Origin of the sequence: Deinococcus planocerae, from assembly GCF_002869765.1 — a bacterium.
In the GTDB taxonomy this organism is placed as follows: domain Bacteria; phylum Deinococcota; class Deinococci; order Deinococcales; family Deinococcaceae; genus Deinococcus; species Deinococcus planocerae.
In genome coordinates this window covers 30,169-47,644 of sequence record NZ_PNOR01000004.1, presented here as the reverse complement: position 1 = coordinate 47,644, position 17,476 = coordinate 30,169, and the positions used below count along the sequence as shown (strand labels likewise).

Genomic DNA, 17,476 nt, shown 5'->3' with positions numbered 1-17,476 from the left:
TCAGGCGCCCAGCCTCTCCCCCACCGCCGCCCAGACGGTTTCCTCCAACGCGCCGGGATCGCGGGTCGCGTCCAGCACCAGAAAGCGCCCCGGCTCCCGGGCGGCGAGGGCCAGGAACCCCTTCCGCACGCGGGCGTGGAAGGCGAGGTCGGCCCGTTCGAGGCGGTCGGGCTGCCCACGCGACGCGGCCCGCGCGAGACCGGCGGCGGGGTCGAGGTCGAGGAGAACGGTGAGGTCGGGGGCGAGTCCCCCCGTCGCCTCCCGGGTGACCGCCTCCAGAAAAGAGGCGTCCAGCCCCCGTCCCGCCCCCTGGTAGGCCCGGCTGGAGTCGGCGTAGCGGTCACACACGACGACCTCTCCGCGGCCCAGGGCCGGTCGGATCACCTCCCGCACGAGTTGCGCGCGGCTCGCCGAGTACAGCAAAAATTCCGGCAGCGGGTCGATGTCGAGCGCCGGGTCGAGCAGCACCCCGCGCACCCGCGCCCCCAGCCCCGTGCCCCCCGGCTCCCGCGTGACGAGGTGCGGCCTCCCCAGCGCCGCCAGCCGCGAGGTCAACCGCTGGACCTGGGTGCTCTTGCCCGCGCCCTCAGGCCCCTCGAAGGTGAGGAAAAGGGGGGTCATGCGGCCTTGCCGCCGCGTGTGGCGTGTGGCCCGTGACGTGGAGAAAAAGACGACTTCCCTTTCCTACGGGCGACGGGCCGCGGGCGATCAGCCCCCCTCACAGCCCCGTCGGGTGGTGGAGGAACTGCCACGGCAGCCCGAATTCGTCCTCCAGGCGGGCGGCCAGCGCGCGGACGCCGAAGACCTCCGTCTCGTAGTGCCCCGCGAAGACGACGTTCACGCCGTACTCGAAGGCCTCGTGGAAGTGCTTGTGCTCGGGCTCGCCGGTGAGCAGGGTGTCGAGGCCCGCCGCCGCCGCCTCGGCGACCGCGCCCGCCCCGCCGCCGCTGAGGATGCCCAGGCGGCTCACGTTCGGGCCGCCGCCCCCGTGGACGAGGCAGATTTCGCCCGTGAGCTTCTGCACCCGGTCGGCGAAGTCTTGCAGGCTCTGGGAGAAGGGCAGCTCGCCCGCGAGGCCGATCCTGTGCCCGTTTGCCTCCCCGAAGGGCCGCGCGCCCTGCAGGCTGAGCGCGCGGGCGATCATCGCGTTGTTGCCGACCTCGGGGTGCGCGTCGAGGGGCAGGTGGGCGGCGTAGAGGTTGAGATCGGCCATGATCGCCGTGCGCAGGCGCTCGCGGTGGGGTCCCACGACGGGCAGGGGCCTGCCCCAGAACAGCCCGTGGTGGACGATCAGGAGGTCGGCCCCGCCGTCGGCGGCGTCCTGAAGGGTCTTGACGCTGGTGTCCACGCTCGCGGCGATCCGGCGGATGACCGGCGTGCCCTCGATCTGGAGGCCATTGAGGCTGGCGTCGGGGTAGGCGCCGACATTTAGGTACTCGTTGAGCCAGCGCACGAGCGTGTCGCGTTCGACCTCGGCGCGGCGGGGGGTGGTGTCCGTCATGCGGCCCATTCTAGGCGGGCGCCTCAGGGGGCAGGGTCGGCGGGGACGCTTTCGTGTCCCCCCATGCACGACCTCCAGCCGGTGGCCGAAGGGATCGCGCAGGAAGACGCGCGGCACGCCCGCCTCGTCGTCCGCGCGGTGAGGAACGCCGTGCGCCTCGCAGTGGGCCCGGAAGGCCGTGAGGTCCGCGCATCGCAGCGCCGGGTGCCCCTTCTCACGCGGCACGAGGTCGGGCGTCACGCCCACGTGGAGTTGCCGCCCGTCCGGCAGGCCGAACCACACCCCGCCCCTGGAGCGAAGTGCCTCTGGCTTGGCAAGTTCGGGCAATCCCAGGAAAGCCCCGAAAAAGGCCCGCGCCCGCGCCTCGCACCCGGCAGGAGCCTCGACCTGCACGTGGTCCAGACCGACGATAAGGGACGTCATGGGGCGAGCATAGGTCCGGCCAGTGCCCGAATTGTCGTTCCTTCCCCGGGAACAAAGGGAAAGAACCCCGCACGCAGCCGGGTTCCCTGTTGGTGGCGATGGACGGACTTGAACCGTCGACCTAACGATTATGAGTCGTTCGCTCTAACCAGCTGAGCTACATCGCCTAGAAGTTTGCCCCGCGCTGAAGCGGGGCGTCCTTGGTGGAGCTGAGGGGATTCGAACCCCTGACCTTCTGAATGCCATTCAGACGCGCTCCCAACTGCGCCACAGCCCCGAAGGCTCCGGTAGGTTAACAGCGCTTCTCACTCTTGTCAACGGCCCACCGGCGCCTCGGCGGGGGTGCGCTCAGCGGCCAGCCGCACGTACCCTTCGATCAGGTGGACCACAACCGGGTTGTGGGTATGCACTCCGTGCGCCTCACCCACCCCGCCCTCCTCAATGAAGTGGGCGATCAGGGCCGCCTCACCGTCGCGGGCGAGCAGGAAGGCACGCTGGCCCTCGGCGGCGATGATGGGCAGCCCGGCCAGGGCGGCGCGGTGCACCTCCACCCCGCGCGGGGTCAGGCGCTCCAGGCGGTCGGCGAGGGCAGGCTCCCCCGCGAGGAAGACGCTGCGGCGGGCGTTCAGGGTCAGGTCCTCGCACAGGCTGCGGATGGCCGCCTCGCCGTAGAGGTGGTACACCGCCTCGGGCGCCGGGTCGGGTGCGAGGCGCGAGAGGTCGCGGTCGAGGGCGCCGAGGCGGTCGTCGAAGGCGCGGCGGGCCCGGGCGAGGGACTCGCGGGCACTCAGCGGCGCGTACTCCAGCGGGTTCTGGCCCACGCGCGCCGCCAGCCCCCGGCCCTCCAGCCGCTCGAGCGTCTCGTAGATCTTGGGCCTCGGAATGCCCGCCTGCCGCGCCACCCGCGCTGGAACGGCGCGTCCGAGGGCCAGCAGGGCCGTGTAAGCGCGGGCCTCGTACTCGGTCAGCCCCAGGGCTTGCAGGTGGATCACGGCGCTCATGTGCGCAAGCATACGGGAAAAGCCAGGATTGTAGGCCATCCACCGAGTTCGGCCTCCCGCTCGGGGGACAGCGGACACCTGCTGGGGAACACCTCGTCCAGAGTGCGGGGACACTCCCCCCGCCCCACGGGGCGCCGGACCGCGGCCCGGCTTCCAGGTCCCGGGGCATCCCTTTGGCCAGGTGCAAAAGAGAAAACCCCGGCCATGCCGAGGCTTGTCTGGTGGGCGGTATAGGATTTGAACCTACGACCCTTCGCGTGTGAAGCGAATGCTCTACCGCTGAGCTAACCGCCCGTGCCGCCTGCTGGGTTGGTGGGCCCTGCCGGATTTGAACCGGCAACCAATCGGTTATGAGCCGACTGCTCTGACCGTTGAGCTAAGAGCCCAGGGCTCAGGGGCGCCCCCTTACGAGCGAGGGGAAGTGTACCAGCGCTCCTCGCGCCTTGTCAAACCGCTCGGCTCAGGGGCCCGGGCCGGGTAGGATGCCCACCATGCGGGCCGTACATGTGGGGTCGGAGGTGTTCCCGTTCTCGCGGACGGGCGGGCTGGGGGACGTGCTGGCGGCCCTGCCCGCCGTGCAGGCGAGGCTGGGCGCGGAGGTGACGGTCGTGTCGCCGTGGTACGCGAGCCTGAGCGGCGAGCCGCTTGAAATCTGGCAGGGCGAGGTGCCCGGCGTGGGCCCGGTCCGCGTCGGCGAACTGCGGGAGGGCGACGTGCGCTTCCTCTTCGTGGGGCTCGCCGAGTTCGAGCGGCCCGGGCTGTACCACCCGGACGACGTGTGGCGGTTTTGCGCTTTCGGGCGGGCCGTGCTGCCGGTGCTTCAGGTCCTGGAGGTCACCCCCGACGTGCTGCACGGGCACGACTGGCAGGCGGGGCTGGTCGTCGCGCACGCCCGCCTCACGGGGTGGCGAACGGCCTTCACCGTCCACAACCTCCAGTACCAGGGGCGCTGGAACCTGGCGGAGGCGCGAGGGTGGACGGGGTTGCCCGACTCGGCCTTCGGGCCGGACGGGGTGGAGTTCTACGGCGACCTCAACCTGATGAAGGCGGGGCTGACCTTCGCCGACCACGTGACGACCGTCAGCCCCACCTACGCGCAGGAGATCACCACCCCGGGGTACGGGGAGGGGCTCGACGGCCTGCTCGTCCGTCTGACGGTGGAGGGGCGGCTGAGCGGCATCATCAACGGGCTCGACCAGGAACGCTGGGACCCGCGAACGGACCCCGACATCCTGCCGTACGCGGACCCGGCGGGGAAGAGGGCGAACACCGAGGCGCTGCGGGCGGAGTTTCGCCTCGACGACCTCCCGATCCTGGGCACGGTGAGCCGCCTCGCCGACCAGAAGGGGATGGACCTCCTGATCGAGGCGCTGCCCCACCTCGTGAAGGACTGGAACGTGGTCGTCCTCGGCGGGGGCGAGCCGCTGCTGACCGCCGCGCTCCAGGGCTGGGCGCTGCACCCGCGGGTGGCCTTCACGCAGGGGATGAACGAGCCGCTCGCCCACCGCATCTACGCGGGCGCCGACGCCTTCGCCATGCCCAGCCGCTTCGAGCCGTGCGGCCTCTCGCAGATGATCTCCATGCGCTACGGCACCCTGCCCGTCGTCCGGGAGACGGGCGGCCTCGCCGACACCGTGCCGCACGACGTGGGTTTCCGCTTCGGGGAGGCGACCCCGCAGGCGCTCGCGGCGGCCTGCGGGGTCGCCCGCGCCGCCTTCGACGACCCCGGGGGCTGGCAGGAGCGCATGGCACGCGGGATGGAACTCGATTTCAGTTGGGACGGCCCGGCGCGGCAGTATCTCGCCCTGTATGCCCACCTCCAGCCGCGCGGCCAGGGCTAGCGCAGGAAGCCGAGCAGCGCGGCGTTGAAGGCGTCCGGGTTGTCGAGGTTGGAGAGGTGCGCGGCCTCCGGGATGACCCGCAGCTCACCGCGCCCCGCGTCGGCGATCTCCTGGGCGAGTTCGGTGGGCGTGATCTCGTCGACCTCGCCCACCAGGACGAGGAGGGGCGCCTCCAGCGTCCGCAGGGTGTCGCGGTGTTCTCCCCGCACGGCCATCGCCCGCAGCGCCCCGGCGATCCCCTCGCGGGTGGCGGTTTCGATCATGGGGCGCACCCGGCGGAAGGTCGCGGGCGAGTGCTCCTTTTCGGCGGCGTGGACGATGAAGTCCCGGCCCTCCGCCTCCACCCGGTCGGCCTGATCGCGGCGGTCCCCGGTCTTTTCGGGGCCGTCGGTCCGCAGGGACGTGTCGGCCAGCACCACGCGGGTGAACCGCTCCGGGGCCTGCCGCAGCAGTTCCATCGCCAGGTAGCCGCCCATGCTCAGGCCCACCACGGCGAGGGGTTCACCCGGCGGCAGGGTGGCGAGCAGGTCACGGGCGGCGTCCTCCAGGGTCGTGATCGCCCCCGGCTCTCCCCCGAAGCCGGGCAGATTGGGCGTGAGGACGCGAAAGCCCTCCGCCTCCAGCGCCGCGCGCTGGTCGTCCCACATCGCGCCGGAGAAGGGGTAGGCGTGGAGGAAGAGGACGGTGTGGGGGGCAGGGGCAGTCATGGGCCCAGGCTAGGGCGGAGGGGACGTGGTGCACCTTGAGGCTTGCTTGAGAGGGAGGCAGCGGCAGCTAAAGTTTCGCCCCGGCTCTCGATTCTTCCCAGCTCAGCACGTCGCCCTCGATCACGTCCGGCACGCCCAGCCTCTTCAGCATGTGGATGAGCTGCGCGCGGTGGTGCATCGAGTGGGTGACGACGTGGGCGAGGGCACCGCCAAAGGTGAACTGAACGAAAGGGTTCGCGCGGAAGGTCCAGAGGTCGTCCAGCCGCCCTTCCGCCTGAATGCGGCGGGCCAGGTCGGCAAGCCGGGGGGCCACGGTATCCAGCCGTTCTTGCAGGGCGTCGAGCGTAAGCCACCGCTCGGCGGGTTCAGGGAAGGTCCGCTCCGGTAGACCGTTCATCAGGTTCGTCCAGACCTCCATATTCCCGATGATGTGGCCGAGGGTCGCCCGGACAGTGCGCCACCCCAGGTCGAACTCCTGGTCGAGTTGCGCGTCGGTCAGGCTTCGGCTTTGCTCGATCAGGCGGCCCGTGGTCCACGCGTCATGCCCGAGCAGGCGGTCGAGAAGGTCCATAGGCCACTCTATGTCCCGCGCGCTAGCATCCCGGGCGTGAACCTCGCCGTCGTCCTCGTCTCCCCCAAGACGCCCGGTAACATCGGGGCCGCCGCCCGCGCGATGCTGAACATGGGGGCGCGCGACCTGCGCCTCGTCGCCCCGCGCTGCGACCCCCTCGACGGTCAGGCGGTGGCGATGGCCGTCCACGCGGAGGAGTTGCTGCGGAGCGCCCGGGTCTACCCCACCCTGCGCGAGGCGCTGGCCGACCGGGACGTGAGTGTGGGCACCTCCGCCCGGGTGCGCGCCGACCTCGCCCCGCCCCGGCACCCCTCGCAGGTGCGCCCGCTCGTCCGCGCCGCCGCTGCCCCCGCGCTCGTCTTCGGGCCGGAGGAGACGGGGCTCGTCAACTCCGACCTGGAGCAGTGTCAGGTGACGGTGCGGGTGCCCACCGGGGATTACGCGAGCCTGAACCTCGCCCAGGCGGTGCTCCTCGTGTGCTACGAGTTCTTGCAGGCGCAGGAGGAGGTGCCCGTGGGCGAGCGCAAGACCGCCACCCGTGAGGAGATGGAGGCGCTGTACGGCCACCTCCACGAGACGATGCACCTGATCGGCTACACAGACGCCGTGCGCGCCCGCCACACGCTGCGACTGTGGCGCACCATGCTCGACCGCGCGCTGATGAGCAGCGCCGAGAGCCGCCTCTTCCGGGGCTTCCTGCGCCAGGTGGAGTGGAAGGTGCAGGACGCGGCGAGAAGAGGTGTGGTGGGCCCTGACACAGAGGGGAAGGTGGATCAAGATGCCTGAAATGGCGGAGTTGTTCTACGAAGTCGAGCGTCTTGCGCGGCTGCCTCTACCTCCGGCTGAGGCGTTGAAACACTTGCTTAAGTTTCGCGGGGGCGGAGACACACCAGAGGACACACGTCTCCTCGCCCTGCCTTTGAATGAGGCCATCTTGGATGCACAGCATTGGCTGAACGCGGTGCTGATTGCGGACCCGCCTCCACGTCTTGAAGTTCTCTGGTTCGGTCTATTCAATACTGCCGAAGAAGATGACACCGAGCCCCTAAACCTCTACGTTGGTGGAGCAAGCAGATGGGACGATTCGGAGCCGGAACTCGACTACCTGCCAGAGGGCCGACATCTCTCCACCGATATTTTTCAGCGATTAGCTCAAACGAGCGGCAACGACAATGATTACGAGGTTGGGCTGCTAATCGCCGCAATCCTTGTTCGTCACGCACTTGAGGCTCTGAACCCCGTCGCTCTTACGCAGGTTGCCTCATGCGCGGTCTATGTTGGGTTCGACTCAGGGGATTACACGCACTTGGGAACATTGGACCAAACAGGTTTCACCGTCCTGACTTGAGCATCCCATCACGGCGCCTCCTTCCGCCCCTCCCTACACTGTCCCTATGACGGACCTGCCCGCCTCCTTACCCGCCGCGCCGCCGCCCAAGCCGCGCGAGGTGCCGCTGTCCGACCGGGTGCGGCTGGTGCGCAATGTCCTGCCGCCCCTGATCGTGCTGGTCGTGGCGGTGGTGGAGTACTTCATCGCGGGGCTGCGGGACGCCGGGCGCGAGGTGTGGGCGCACCTGCTCTTCTACGGGCTGGTGGGGCCAGCGGTGACCTTCTTCTCGGTGGAGTGGATCGCGGAGGGGACCCGGGCGCGCGAGCGGGCCGAGCGAGAGTTGCGCGACCTGTACGGGCAACTGCGGGCCTCGCACGGGCGGCTTCAGGCGGTGCAGGAACTCATGCGCGACCTGAGCGGCGCCGCCGACATGGGCGCCGTCGTGGAGGTCGCCGCGCGGGGAGCGGTGCGGACGACGGGAGCGGTTCAGGCCACCCTGACCGTGCCCGGGGGCTTAAGCGGCACGGCGCGGGGAGAGGGGCCCGTGTCCACGCCCAGCGCCGAACTCCACCCCCTCAAGGTGAGCATCCCGGGGGGCGGCGCCCTCGCCCTGCACTTCGAGACGCCGCCCGGCCCGGAGACGGAGGCCCTCGCCCAGGCCCTCGCGGCAGAGGTGGCGACCGGGGTGGAGGCCGCGCGGCAACGGACCCTCGACCTGATGACCCTGTACTCGGTGGACCAGTCCATCCGCGCCGAGCGCAACCTGCGACGCCTGCTCGCCCGGGTGACCCGCAATATGGCCGAGCGGGTGCGGGCGGGGGCGCGGGCCGCGTACCTCAGCGACCAGGACGGCGTGCTGCGGCTCGAATACCGACAGGACGCCACCGGCGAGGGCATGGGCGGCGGCACCCTCGCCCCGCCCTTCGCGCTGCGGGTGGCGGAGGCGGACACGCCCCTGAGCGCCACTCCCGAGGAGGCCGCCGAGGTCTTCCCCGGCGCGGCGAGTGCGCTCGGCTTCCCCATGCGCGACGAGGAGGGGCTGGTCGGCGTCCTCGTGCTCGGCGACGCGCGGCCCGACGCCTTCACCGACGCGCGGGTCCCGCTGCTCGCGCTGCTGGCGGCGCAGGCGGCCCTGGGCGTGCGCAATGCCCGCGCCTACCTCTACTCCGAGGAACTGGCGATCAGCGACGAGCGAGCCCGCATCGCCCGCGAGATTCACGACGGAGTGGCCCAGTCGCTCGCCTTCTGCGCGCTGAAGCTCGACCTCGTGGCCCGGCAACTGCACTCCGACCCCGAGCGGGCGGAGGCCGAGGTCCGCGCCGCGACCGCCTTGCTCCGCGAGCAGATCAAGGAGGTGCGGCGCTCGATCTTCGCGCTGCGGCCCATCGACCTCGAACGGTACGGGCTGCTGGAGACCGTGCGGCGCTACGTGGAGGACTTCGGGCAGCAAAACGGCGTCCGCACGACGCTGAACATCACGGGGGAGATTCACCTCGCGCCGGGAGACGAGGCGGTCGTCTTCCGCATCCTGCAAGAGAGCCTGAACAACGTCGCCAAGCACGCCCGCGCCCGGGAAGTGACCGTCACCCTGCACGGCGGCGACCGGGTGACCCTGCGCGTGCAGGACGACGGCGCGGGCTTCGACCCCGCCCAGGTCTCGGGCCGGGTGAGCAGCGCCGGGGGCCTCGGCCTGATGCAGATGCGCGAGCGGGTGGAGAGCCGGGGGGGAAAATACCGGGTGCTCAGCGAGCCGGGGCACGGGACGCTGGTGGAGGCGGAGGTGCCGCAGGCGTGAGGGGACCCCTCGACCCAACCGGCGCAGAAAGATTCCATATCTCTATCCAGCCGCTTCAGGATGAGCCGACATGCTGCTTCCGCCTGTAAGTCACCGCGAATAGGGGTTGCTGGTGGGGAGGTTTCAGGCTAAGGGGCTGAGGTCGCGGAATTTGAGGTTGTAGGCCAGGACGATGAGCGCCACTTTGAGCCGCAAGGTGACGAGCGTCTTGACCTGCCCCCAGCGCAGTCCCATGGTCACCAGGGCGGAGAACGCCGACTCAACGATTTTGCGTGCCGCCCCGTCTTCCGCCTTCCAACGCGGGTCCGGTTGTTTGGCGTTCTTCTTGGGTGGGGTGAGGTAGGTGCCCGACTGGTAGCCCTTATCCCCGATGAGTTTTGGCCCGCCATAGGCGGGCCAGTCGTGGTTCATCGCGCAGCCCACGGTGAAATCGTGCTCGTTGGCCGGGCGCAGATCGTATTTGACGACTTTGCCGTTCAGGGCTGTCCAGGCATGGAGCTTGAAGCCATACACCATGCCGGAGGTACTGAAGCCGTGTCGTGCGCCCTTGAACTTGCAGCGGGGCGCGCGTTTGAAGGTGCAGACCGGGAGAGGTTCGGAGTCGATGACCGCGAAGTCCAGCCTCTGGACTTCGCTCGCCAAGCCCTCGATCACGGGCAGGAGTCGTTTCAGCCTCACCCTGGCCTGTACCTCCGAGGGGAAGTGAGGGAAGGGGTTGAGCTTGACCAGCCGCCACCAGCGGCTGAAGTACGGCACCTTGTGCAGCCGCTGAAGGAGGGCGACTGCGACCAACTCGCCATCGCTTATTTTCTCGTGAGCGTGGACGAGTTTGGGCGGCATCTGCGGGCTCAGCCACGCCGCGAGGTGTCGAAAAGCGTCGGGGATCGGGAGTACACTGAGGTCGGGACGGCCCATAAGCACCGTCCCTTTCGCATTTTTGTCCCCTCCCCGTCAACCCCTATTCGCGGTAAGTCATCCAGATGTACTCCATGCTTTGAGAAAAAATGGATGGACCCCCGAACGAAAAGTTGACTTGTCGAGACAGCGTGCATATTTCAGAAAAAGCGGTTGGACGATTTTTGGAATAGCAGAAGTCTTCCTATTAAATTTCGACCAACTTCCCATGCTCTGTCACCCATTCATAAAACACTCTATTTTGTTCAATTGTTTATACGCTGATGATACCCGGGACTACATCTCAAGGTGGGAGATGCGGTGGGGCTCCCGTATTATACCAGTAGGAATTTTAGATCAGCTTCTTACCTTGTATATAGACGAGAGTGGAAAGCTACTGTATTCCCTTGACGGCAAGTGGGTGAGGGTCTTGGAAGGAGACTTCAATGAATCCTCCACCGGCTTTTCTTTGAAAGTCACGAAATTCATCCAAAATACTTTCTTGAGAGGTAAAACATTTCCCGTGCAGCCTACCGTCTCTCAACTTAACGTCCGCTCCCCCACCACTTCCAGCACGAAGGGGGAACAGGCACCCACACCCACCGCCGGCACTCACGCGGAAGCAGATGTCTGTCCGTCCACCCGCTCCTGGGCGCAGGCCACCGCCCGGTTGTTCACGCGGTCCACGAACAGCACCGCCACCACGAGGGCCAGCCCACCCGCCATCGCAAAAGTCCCGCGCAAGCCCAGGGTCTGGCCGAGCACCCCTCCCAGCAACGCGCCGAGCGGGGCCGCACCGGCGACGATGAATCGGTACGCCCCGCCCACTCTCCCGCGAAGTTCCGAGGGCACGAGCCGCTGACGCAACGCCACCTTCACGACCCCCGACAAGCCCAGGTTGAGGCCGTCGATCACCAACAACGCGGCCAGCAGCGGCGGCGCGTGAAGGAGGCTCAAGCCGAGGTACACGAGCCCCAGGACGAACACCGAGCCGAGCACGGTCCGCCCCGCCCCGAAGCGCCGTGAGAAAGACGGCGACAGCAGGCTGCCGAGGATGTGCCCGACCGCGCCCGCCGTGAGCAGCAGGCCGTAGCCCACCGGACCGACGCCGGGGAGCGCCGTTGCAAAGAGGACGAACAGCGCGAACACTGCCGCGTCGAGCAGCGTCGTGAGGGCCATCAGCAGCGCCACGGAGCGCAGCAGCGCGTGCGACCACAGCCACCTCAGGCCCTCCACGACCTCGCGCCACCATGATTCGCGCATCACTCCCCGCCGCGCGGGGCGACTGGGCAGGGTCGAGATCAGGGCCGTGCTCCCGAGAAAGCTCAGCGCATTCACGAGAAACGGCAGGCCGGGAAAGGCGGCGAACAGCAGCCCCCCCAGCGGTGGGCCGACGAACTCGTTGCTCGTCACGCTCGTGGCGTACAGCGCGCCGCCAGCGTCCTCCAAGTGATCACTGCCGACGAGCGACGGCACCAGGGTCTCGGCGGTCCCGTCCGCCAGCGTTTCCGCCGTGCCGAGGACGAAGGCGACCCCGTACAGCAGGGCCACGTGAAGGTGCCCCGTCAAGACGGCGAGGGCGAGCAGACCGAGCAGCAAGCCGCGTGACATGTGCGCGAGCACGAGCAGGGTGCGGCGGTCGAGACGGTCGATCAGAGCGCCGAAGGGAAGCGTGAATACCAAGCCGGGCAGCGCGGCGAAAGCGGAGAGGCTGGCGACGACGATGGGGTCGCGGGAGACCGACGCGACGAGCAGCGGCAGCGCCGCCCTGCCGATGCCGTCCCCGATATTCGCGCTCGTGCTCGCCAGCCACAGCCGCCGGAAGGTCGGTCCCGCCCGCCACGCCCGCATGGCTGAGCCTAGCGTGCTCTCGCCGAGCAGGCATCTTATTCAGCGTCCGCTCCCCCGGCACTTCCGCCCCCTCTGGAGGTGCCGCAGGCGTGAGGAAAGCAGAGTTCAGTAAGAGTTCGCCTGCCAGGATGCTCCCATGAAGCGGCGCGTTCTGGCCTTCGGCGTTCTGGCTCTCCTGCTTTCCTCTTGCGGGTTCTCGACCAACCCGGCCCGCTGGGAGTGCCCGTGGTCGCTCATCGCGTGCGATATGCCGCCCGCCGACCGCTGACGCTGTATTCACACATCACCACAGTCGCCCCCAAAACCTCCTCCTAATTCAGCGTCCTTTCCCCCGGCACCTCCAACACGAAGGGCGGGATGGGCACGCGCGCCCTCTCTCCCCAGGCGTCCTGCATGACGTAGTGGCCGCCCATGCGTCCCGGCGTGTCCTGCACGGTCACGAAGGAGTCGTACACGAAGACGCCGCCCGGCGCGATCAGGGGCTGCTGGCCGACCACGCCCTCGCCGTCCACGACCGTCTCGCGGCCAGAGGCGTCCACGATGTCCCAGTGGCGGGCGAGGAGTTGCCACGTCTCGCCGCTGTGGTTCTCGATGCGGATGACGTAGGCGAAGACCTGACGTTCTGGGGTCGAGTGGGACGGAAAGTGCTGCACCTCCACAGTGACCCGCACGTCGGGCGTGAGGCTCGCCGGGTCGGCGTCCGGTCTGGGGGGATGGGTCATGCGGGCAGCATAGCCGCGTGGCGTAGACTTCCCCGCATGGTTGAAATCAATCAGGATTTCCTCTTCGCCCTGCTCCGCGAGGCCGGGCCCAGCGGCTCCGAGCGCCGGGCGGCGGACGTGTGGAAGCGGGAGGCGCAGACCTTCGCCCGGGTGTCGGAAGACCATTTCGGCAACGTGTACGCCGAGCTGGGACCGGAGGATGCGCCCACGATTGCCCTGATGGGCCACCTCGACGAGATCGGCCTGATGGTGAGCTACGTGGGCGACGAGGGCCTGCTCAGCGTGGTCGGCGTCGGCGGCTGGGACCCGCAGGTTCTGGTGGGCCAGCGCATCCGCCTCCTCGCGCCGGAGGGGGACCTGACCGGCGTGGTGGGCAAGAAGGCGATTCACCTGATGGAGCCCGAGGAGCGCAAGCAGGCGAGCAAGATGGAGGACCTGTGGCTCGACGTGGGCCTGAGCAGGGAGGAGGCGCAGGCCCGCATCCCGGTCGGCACCGTCGGCGTGATCGACCAGGGGCCGGTCCTGGTGGGCGAGCGAATCGTGGGCCGGGCGCTCGACAACCGGGTGGGGGCCTTCATCGTGCTGGAGGCGCTGCGGGCCCTTGCCGGGACGGAGCTGAGGCACCGCGTCGTCGCCGTGGGCACGAGCCAGGAGGAGATCGGTCTCTTCGGGGCGCAGGTGAGCGGCTACCGCCTGAACCCCGTCGCCGGGGTCGCTGTGGACCTCACCCACGAGACGAAGCAGCCCGGCGTGAGCGAGAAACGGAGCGGCGTGAAGCCCTTCGGCTCGGGTGCGAACCTCAGCGTGAGCGCGCGGACGAGCCCGGTCATCCGGCGGCAGATGATCGCCGCGGCGCAGGCGGAGGGCATCCCCTACACCCTCAGCGCCAACCCGCACTCCACGGCCACCGACGGCGACGCCCTCAGCCTCGCGCGGGCGGGCGTGCCGAGCGCGGTGGTGAGCGCCCCCGCCCGCTACATGCACTCGCCCAACGAGATGGTGGACGCGCGGGACGTGAAGGCGTGCATCGATCTGATCGCGGCGTGGATTCGCGGGCTGGAGGCCGAGCCGGACTTCACGCGCTGAGGCCGGACGGGAGGGTGGCCGGGGTGAGGGTGCCTCGGCGGCCCTTCTCTGTGCCCAAGCTCAAGACACGCCTCGCTCAAATGGCTTACCGCCCCTCCCGGCCTCCGCCGTAGACTGCCCGGATGCGCGCTCCCCCCGCCTCCCGCCGTCCCGCCGCGCTCGTGTTCATCCTGCTCACCGTGCTGCTCGACGTGATGGGGCTGGGGCTGATCATCCCGGTCTTTCCGCCCCTGGTGACCCAGTTGGCCGGGTCGGATACTTCCGGGGCGCAGTTCGTCGGCCTCTTCACCGCCGTCTACGCCCTGATGCAGTTCGTGTTCGCGCCGATCCTGGGGGCCTTATCCGACCGCTACGGGCGCCGCCCGGTCCTGCTGGCGAGCCTGACGGGAATGGGCCTCGACTACATCCTCCTCTCGCTCGCGCCGAACCTGTGGTGGCTTTTGCTGGGCCGGATCATCGCGGGGATGACGGGGGCGAGCATCACCGTGGCGAACGCCTACCTGGCGGACGTGACGCCCCCCGAGAACCGGGCGCGTTCCTTCGGGCTGCTGGGGGCGACCTTCGGGGTGGGCTTCATCCTGGGCCCGGCGCTGGGCGGGGTGCTGGGGGACATCGACCTGCGGCTGCCCTTTCTGGTGGCGGCGGGGCTGGCGCTCCTGAACGCCCTGTACGGCTTCTTCGTCCTGCCGGAGTCGCTGGCGCCGGAGAACCGCGGGGGCCGTCCGGGCCGGGGCGTGCTCAACCCCCTCGCGCCGCTGACGGTGCTGGGGCGCTACCCGCTGGTGCGCAACCTCGCCGCCGCCTTCATCCTGATCGGGCTGGCGCAGCAGGCCATTTTTAGCACCTGGGTCCTCTTCACCGAGCGGGTGCTGGGGTGGACGCCCCGGGACAACGGGGTGGCGCTCGCCGTCATCGGCCTGCTCTCCGCCATCGTGCAGGCGGGGCTCGTCGGGACGGCGATGCGGGTGCTGGGGGAGCGGGGCGCGATCATCACCGGTCTCCTGCTCGGCGTCGGGCAGTACGTGCTGCTGGGGGCGGCGCGCACGGACGCGACGCTCTACGCCTCCATCCTGCTCGGGGCGCTTGCAGGCATCGCGGGTCCGGCCATCCAGGGCCTGATCAGCCGCACGGTCGATCCCAGCGAGCAGGGCCGAGTGCAGGGGGCGCTGACGAGCGTGAACAGCCTCGTGGGGATCGTCGGCCCGATCCTCGCCACGAGCGTTTTTGCCTACTTCACGAGGCCCGGCAACACCTTCAACGAGCCCGGCGCGGCCTTTTACCTCTCCGCCGTGTTCAGCCTGCTGGGCACCCTCGTCGCGGGCGTAGTGCTGCGGCGGGCGGGGAAGAATCCGGCTCCGGTGCGGCTTCAGGAGTAGAGGTCAGGCGGGCTGAGCCTCCCCCACCCCTGGTCGAGCGTCCAGCACGCTCTCCGGCACCTCCGCCAGCGCCTCACGCACGACCTCCAACCCCGCGCCGGGGCGGTGGCCCTGCTCGCTCAGCGTCCGCTTCCAGTGGCGGGCGCCGGGTTGGCCTGCGAAGAGGCCGAGGGTGTGGCGCATCATTCGGTTAAGGGGTTGCCCCGCCTCCAACTGAGCCGCGACGTAGGGCAGGAAGGCTTCGACGACCTCGCGCCGGGTGGGCGGCGTCATGGCCTCCCCGAACACGTCCCGGTCGGCGGTGGCGAGGATGTACGGGTCCTGGTAGGCCGCCCGCCCGATCATCACGCCGTCGGCCCAGGCGAGATGATCCCAGGCGGCTTCGAGGCTCAACACGCCGCCGTTGAGCACGACGGTCAGCCCCGGGAAGTCCTCTTTCATTCGCCGCACGACCTCGTACCTGAGGGGCGGAATCTCCCGGTTCTCCTTCGGCGACAGGCCCGAGAGCCACGCCTTGCGCGCGTGGACGACGAAGGTCTCGCAGCCTGCCCCGGCGACCGTGGAAACAAAGCGGGTCAGGTGTTCGTAGCTGTCGAGGTCGTCGATGCCGATGCGGTGTTTGACCGTGACGGGGAGGGTGGTCGCGCCGCGCATCGCCTCGACGCCACGGGCCACCACGTCGGGCGTGCCCATCAGGCAGGCACCGAAACTCCCGCTTTGCACCCGGTCGCTGGGGCAGCCGCAGTTGAGGTTCACCTCGTCGTAGCCCCGGTCCTCGGCGATACGGGCAGACTCGGCGAGGGCGGCGGGGTCGGAGCCGCCAAGCTGGAGCGCCACCGGGTGCTCGGCCTCCCCGAAGCCCAGGTGCCGCTCCCGGTCGCCGTGCAGGATCGCGCCCGTTGTCACCATCTCGGTGTAGAGCAGGGTGCGGCGGGTCAGGGTGCGGTGGAAGGCGCGGCAGTGCCGGTCCGTCCAGTCCATCATCGGGGCGACCGACAGGGTGTGGGGGGGGCGGGGGGCGGCGCTCATCTCAGCCGGGCAGTCTACCCGGAAGGGGACGGCGCAAAGGTGGCCGGGGTGGAGGTCACTTCCCCGCCCGGGCGTCCCTCTTCGCCGAGGACACGACCTCCTCCTCCTGCCCGGCACGCACGGTTTCGCGCGGCTCGACGATCAAGCCGCCGCCGACCCTCGCCCCGGCCTCCACGGTGGCGTGGGCGCCGACCACGGTGGGGTCACCCTCCCGGGCACCGACCTCGGCCCCCTCCCCGACCGTCGCGTGCAGGTCGATGATGGCGCGGCTGACCCTAGCCCCCGCGCGCACGACCGCCCCCGGCTGCACGATGCTGTCGAGGACGACGGCCCCCGCTTCCACGACGGCGTTGGGACCCACCACGCTGCCCACCACCTCGCCCGCGATCACGGCGCCGCCGCAGACGAAGGCGTCGTCGAGGCGGGCCGTGCCCTCGATCCGGGCGGGCGGGCGCGAGATGCTGCTGGTGATGAAGGGCCAGTCCCGGGTGTCGAGGGGAAAACCGAGGCCGTCGAGAAAGTCGCGGTGGGTCTGGAGGTAGGCGTCGAGGGTGCCCACGTCCATCCAGTACCCCTCCAGCGGGACCGCGTAGGCGTCTCCCCGCGCGACGAGGGCGGGCAGCAACTCCTCGCCGTAGTCCCCCAGGTCACCCTGCCGTTCCAGTTCCTCCAGGGTGTCGAGGAGCACCCCGGCGTCGTAGGCGAAGATTTCGGCGGTGACCGTCCCCCCCAGCGGCTCGTCGGGCTTGTAGGCGAACTCGGTGACCCGCCCGTCCTCCCCCGCCCGCACGTTGCCGAAGCGGGTGGCCTGCTCGGGCTCGACCTCGGTGGTGACCATCGTGACGCTCGCGCCGTGCCGGGCGTGGGCGCGGATGAGGTCCGAATAGTCGAACTTGTAGATGTGGTCGGCGCTGAGCACCAGCACCACGTCGGGGCCGAACTCGCGGATCAGGGCCGCGTGCTGGGCGAGGGCGTGGGCGTTGCCCTGGGCGAACTCGCCGTCCTCGTTCTCGGGGCTGGAGAAGGGGGGCATCACCACCAGGCCGCCCCGGGTGCGGTCGAGGTCCCAGGGGCGCCCGCCCGAGAGGTGGTCGTTGAGGCCGTGCGGGAGGTACTGCTCGATCACCCACACGTCCTGCACGCCGCTGTGCACGAGGTTGGAGAGGGTGAAGTCGATCAGGCGATAGGTGCCCAGAAAGGGCACGGCGGGTTTGGCCCGCTCGGTCGTCAGCGGCGCAAGGCGACTGCCCTTGCCCCCCGCGAGGACGATGGCGAGAACTTTCTGACCGGCGATCCGGGTGCTCATCGCCCAAGAGTCTGGGGGGGGAAAGGTCCAGAGCCGTGAGGCG

The 17,476-nt window shown here is 69.6% G+C and carries 17 protein-coding genes, 4 tRNA genes and 1 pseudogene; 8 read left to right on the top strand and 14 right to left on the bottom strand.

Annotated features, from left to right (window positions below):
• From tmk to A7B18_RS03065, 7 genes are all read right to left on the bottom strand, one after another.
• Positions 1-621 carry a dTMP kinase gene (gene tmk / locus A7B18_RS03100; protein ID WP_102125194.1) on the bottom strand — a complete coding sequence of 207 codons (621 nt, stop codon included), beginning with the start codon at positions 619-621 and terminating at the stop codon, positions 1-3.
• A 97-nt stretch (positions 622-718) separates the two neighbouring features.
• Positions 719-1,510 (bottom strand): Nif3-like dinuclear metal center hexameric protein, encoded by a 792-nt coding sequence (locus A7B18_RS03095; protein WP_102125193.1) that lies wholly within the window; start codon positions 1,508-1,510, stop codon positions 719-721.
• 504 nt (positions 1,511-2,014) lie between these two features.
• Positions 2,015-2,091, bottom strand: a tRNA-Met gene (locus A7B18_RS03085).
• Positions 2,092-2,125: 34 nt separating this feature from the next.
• Positions 2,126-2,201, bottom strand: a tRNA-Ala gene (locus A7B18_RS03080).
• A 37-nt stretch (positions 2,202-2,238) separates the two neighbouring features.
• Complete coding sequence (locus A7B18_RS03075; RefSeq protein ID WP_102125313.1) at positions 2,239-2,925, bottom strand: TrmB family transcriptional regulator; 687 nt, start codon at positions 2,923-2,925, stop codon at positions 2,239-2,241.
• Positions 2,926-3,144: 219 nt separating this feature from the next.
• Positions 3,145-3,219 (bottom strand) — tRNA-Val (locus A7B18_RS03070).
• A 16-nt stretch (positions 3,220-3,235) separates the two neighbouring features.
• Positions 3,236-3,311 (bottom strand) — tRNA-Ile (locus A7B18_RS03065).
• A 105-nt stretch (positions 3,312-3,416) separates the two neighbouring features.
• On the opposite strand from A7B18_RS03065, the gene A7B18_RS03060 reads away from it, so the two are divergent.
• Positions 3,417-4,766 (top strand): glycogen synthase, encoded by a 1,350-nt coding sequence (locus A7B18_RS03060; protein ID WP_102125192.1) that lies wholly within the window; start codon positions 3,417-3,419, stop codon positions 4,764-4,766.
• On the opposite strand, the gene A7B18_RS03055 is transcribed toward A7B18_RS03060, so the two are convergent.
• Positions 4,763-5,473, bottom strand: coding sequence for an alpha/beta fold hydrolase (locus A7B18_RS03055; protein ID WP_102125191.1), 711 nt, complete (start codon positions 5,471-5,473; stop codon positions 4,763-4,765). The two genes, A7B18_RS03060 and A7B18_RS03055, sit on opposite strands and share 4 nt — an antisense overlap.
• 67 nt (positions 5,474-5,540) lie before the next feature.
• Positions 5,541-6,044: a DinB family protein gene (locus tag A7B18_RS03050; protein ID WP_102125190.1), complete on the bottom strand. Its 504-nt coding sequence runs from the start codon at positions 6,042-6,044 to the stop codon at positions 5,541-5,543.
• Positions 6,045-6,080: 36 nt separating this feature from the next.
• Here A7B18_RS03050 and A7B18_RS03045 point away from each other — a divergent pair, with 36 nt between their 5' ends.
• Genes A7B18_RS03045 through A7B18_RS03040 form a run of 3 tightly spaced genes read left to right on the top strand, consistent with a single transcriptional unit; the run spans position 6,081 to position 9,169 of the window.
• The gene (locus tag A7B18_RS03045; RefSeq protein ID WP_180969995.1) at positions 6,081-6,830 is read left to right on the top strand and encodes an RNA methyltransferase; all 750 of its coding nucleotides are present in this window, start codon (positions 6,081-6,083) and stop codon (positions 6,828-6,830) included.
• Complete coding sequence (locus tag A7B18_RS21225; protein ID WP_146009444.1) at positions 6,823-7,392, top strand: hypothetical protein; 570 nt, start codon at positions 6,823-6,825, stop codon at positions 7,390-7,392. The genes A7B18_RS03045 and A7B18_RS21225 overlap by 8 nt, the downstream gene beginning before the upstream one ends.
• A 46-nt stretch (positions 7,393-7,438) precedes the next feature.
• Positions 7,439-9,169: a sensor histidine kinase gene (locus A7B18_RS03040; protein WP_102125189.1), complete on the top strand. Its 1,731-nt coding sequence runs from the start codon at positions 7,439-7,441 to the stop codon at positions 9,167-9,169.
• 123 nt (positions 9,170-9,292) lie between these two features.
• Here the strand turns inward: A7B18_RS03040 and A7B18_RS03035 are convergent, their stop codons facing one another.
• A complete protein-coding gene (locus A7B18_RS03035; protein WP_102125188.1) occupies positions 9,293-10,084 on the bottom strand; it encodes an IS982 family transposase in 792 nt (263 codons plus the stop codon).
• Between A7B18_RS03035 and A7B18_RS23065 the strand changes: the two are divergent.
• Positions 9,999-10,460: pseudogene (locus tag A7B18_RS23065) on the top strand (SUKH-3 domain-containing protein); the annotation flags it as partial. The gene A7B18_RS03035 and the pseudogene A7B18_RS23065 overlap by 86 nt on opposite strands.
• A gap of 215 nt (positions 10,461-10,675) precedes the next feature.
• On the opposite strand, the gene A7B18_RS03025 reads toward A7B18_RS23065, so the two are convergent.
• The gene (locus A7B18_RS03025) at positions 10,676-11,914 is read right to left on the bottom strand and encodes an MFS transporter (RefSeq protein ID WP_102125187.1); all 1,239 of its coding nucleotides are present in this window, start codon (positions 11,912-11,914) and stop codon (positions 10,676-10,678) included.
• Positions 11,915-12,050: 136 nt separating this feature from the next.
• Here A7B18_RS03025 and A7B18_RS22810 point away from each other — a divergent pair, with 136 nt between their 5' ends.
• The gene (locus A7B18_RS22810) at positions 12,051-12,182 is read left to right on the top strand and encodes a hypothetical protein (protein WP_281260136.1); all 132 of its coding nucleotides are present in this window, start codon (positions 12,051-12,053) and stop codon (positions 12,180-12,182) included.
• Positions 12,183-12,225: 43 nt separating this feature from the next.
• On the opposite strand, the gene apaG is transcribed toward A7B18_RS22810, so the two are convergent.
• Positions 12,226-12,636 (bottom strand): Co2+/Mg2+ efflux protein ApaG, encoded by a 411-nt coding sequence (gene apaG, locus A7B18_RS03020; RefSeq protein WP_102125186.1) that lies wholly within the window; start codon positions 12,634-12,636, stop codon positions 12,226-12,228.
• 36 nt (positions 12,637-12,672) lie between these two features.
• Between apaG and A7B18_RS03015 the strand changes: the two genes are divergently transcribed.
• Positions 12,673-13,722, top strand: coding sequence for a M42 family metallopeptidase (locus A7B18_RS03015; protein WP_102125185.1), 1,050 nt, complete (start codon positions 12,673-12,675; stop codon positions 13,720-13,722).
• A gap of 122 nt (positions 13,723-13,844) precedes the next feature.
• Complete coding sequence (locus A7B18_RS03010) at positions 13,845-15,098, top strand: TCR/Tet family MFS transporter (RefSeq protein WP_102125184.1); 1,254 nt, start codon at positions 13,845-13,847, stop codon at positions 15,096-15,098.
• A gap of 3 nt (positions 15,099-15,101) precedes the next feature.
• Here A7B18_RS03010 and dusA read toward each other — a convergent pair whose 3' ends face one another.
• Both dusA and A7B18_RS03000 read right to left on the bottom strand, forming a co-directional pair.
• Positions 15,102-16,127, bottom strand: coding sequence for a tRNA dihydrouridine(20/20a) synthase DusA (gene dusA, locus A7B18_RS03005; protein ID WP_102125183.1), 1,026 nt, complete (start codon positions 16,125-16,127; stop codon positions 15,102-15,104).
• Positions 16,128-16,182: 55 nt separating this feature from the next.
• Complete coding sequence (locus A7B18_RS03000; RefSeq protein WP_102125182.1) at positions 16,183-17,433, bottom strand: glucose-1-phosphate adenylyltransferase family protein; 1,251 nt, start codon at positions 17,431-17,433, stop codon at positions 16,183-16,185.
• Positions 17,434-17,476: the final 43 nt, after the last annotated feature.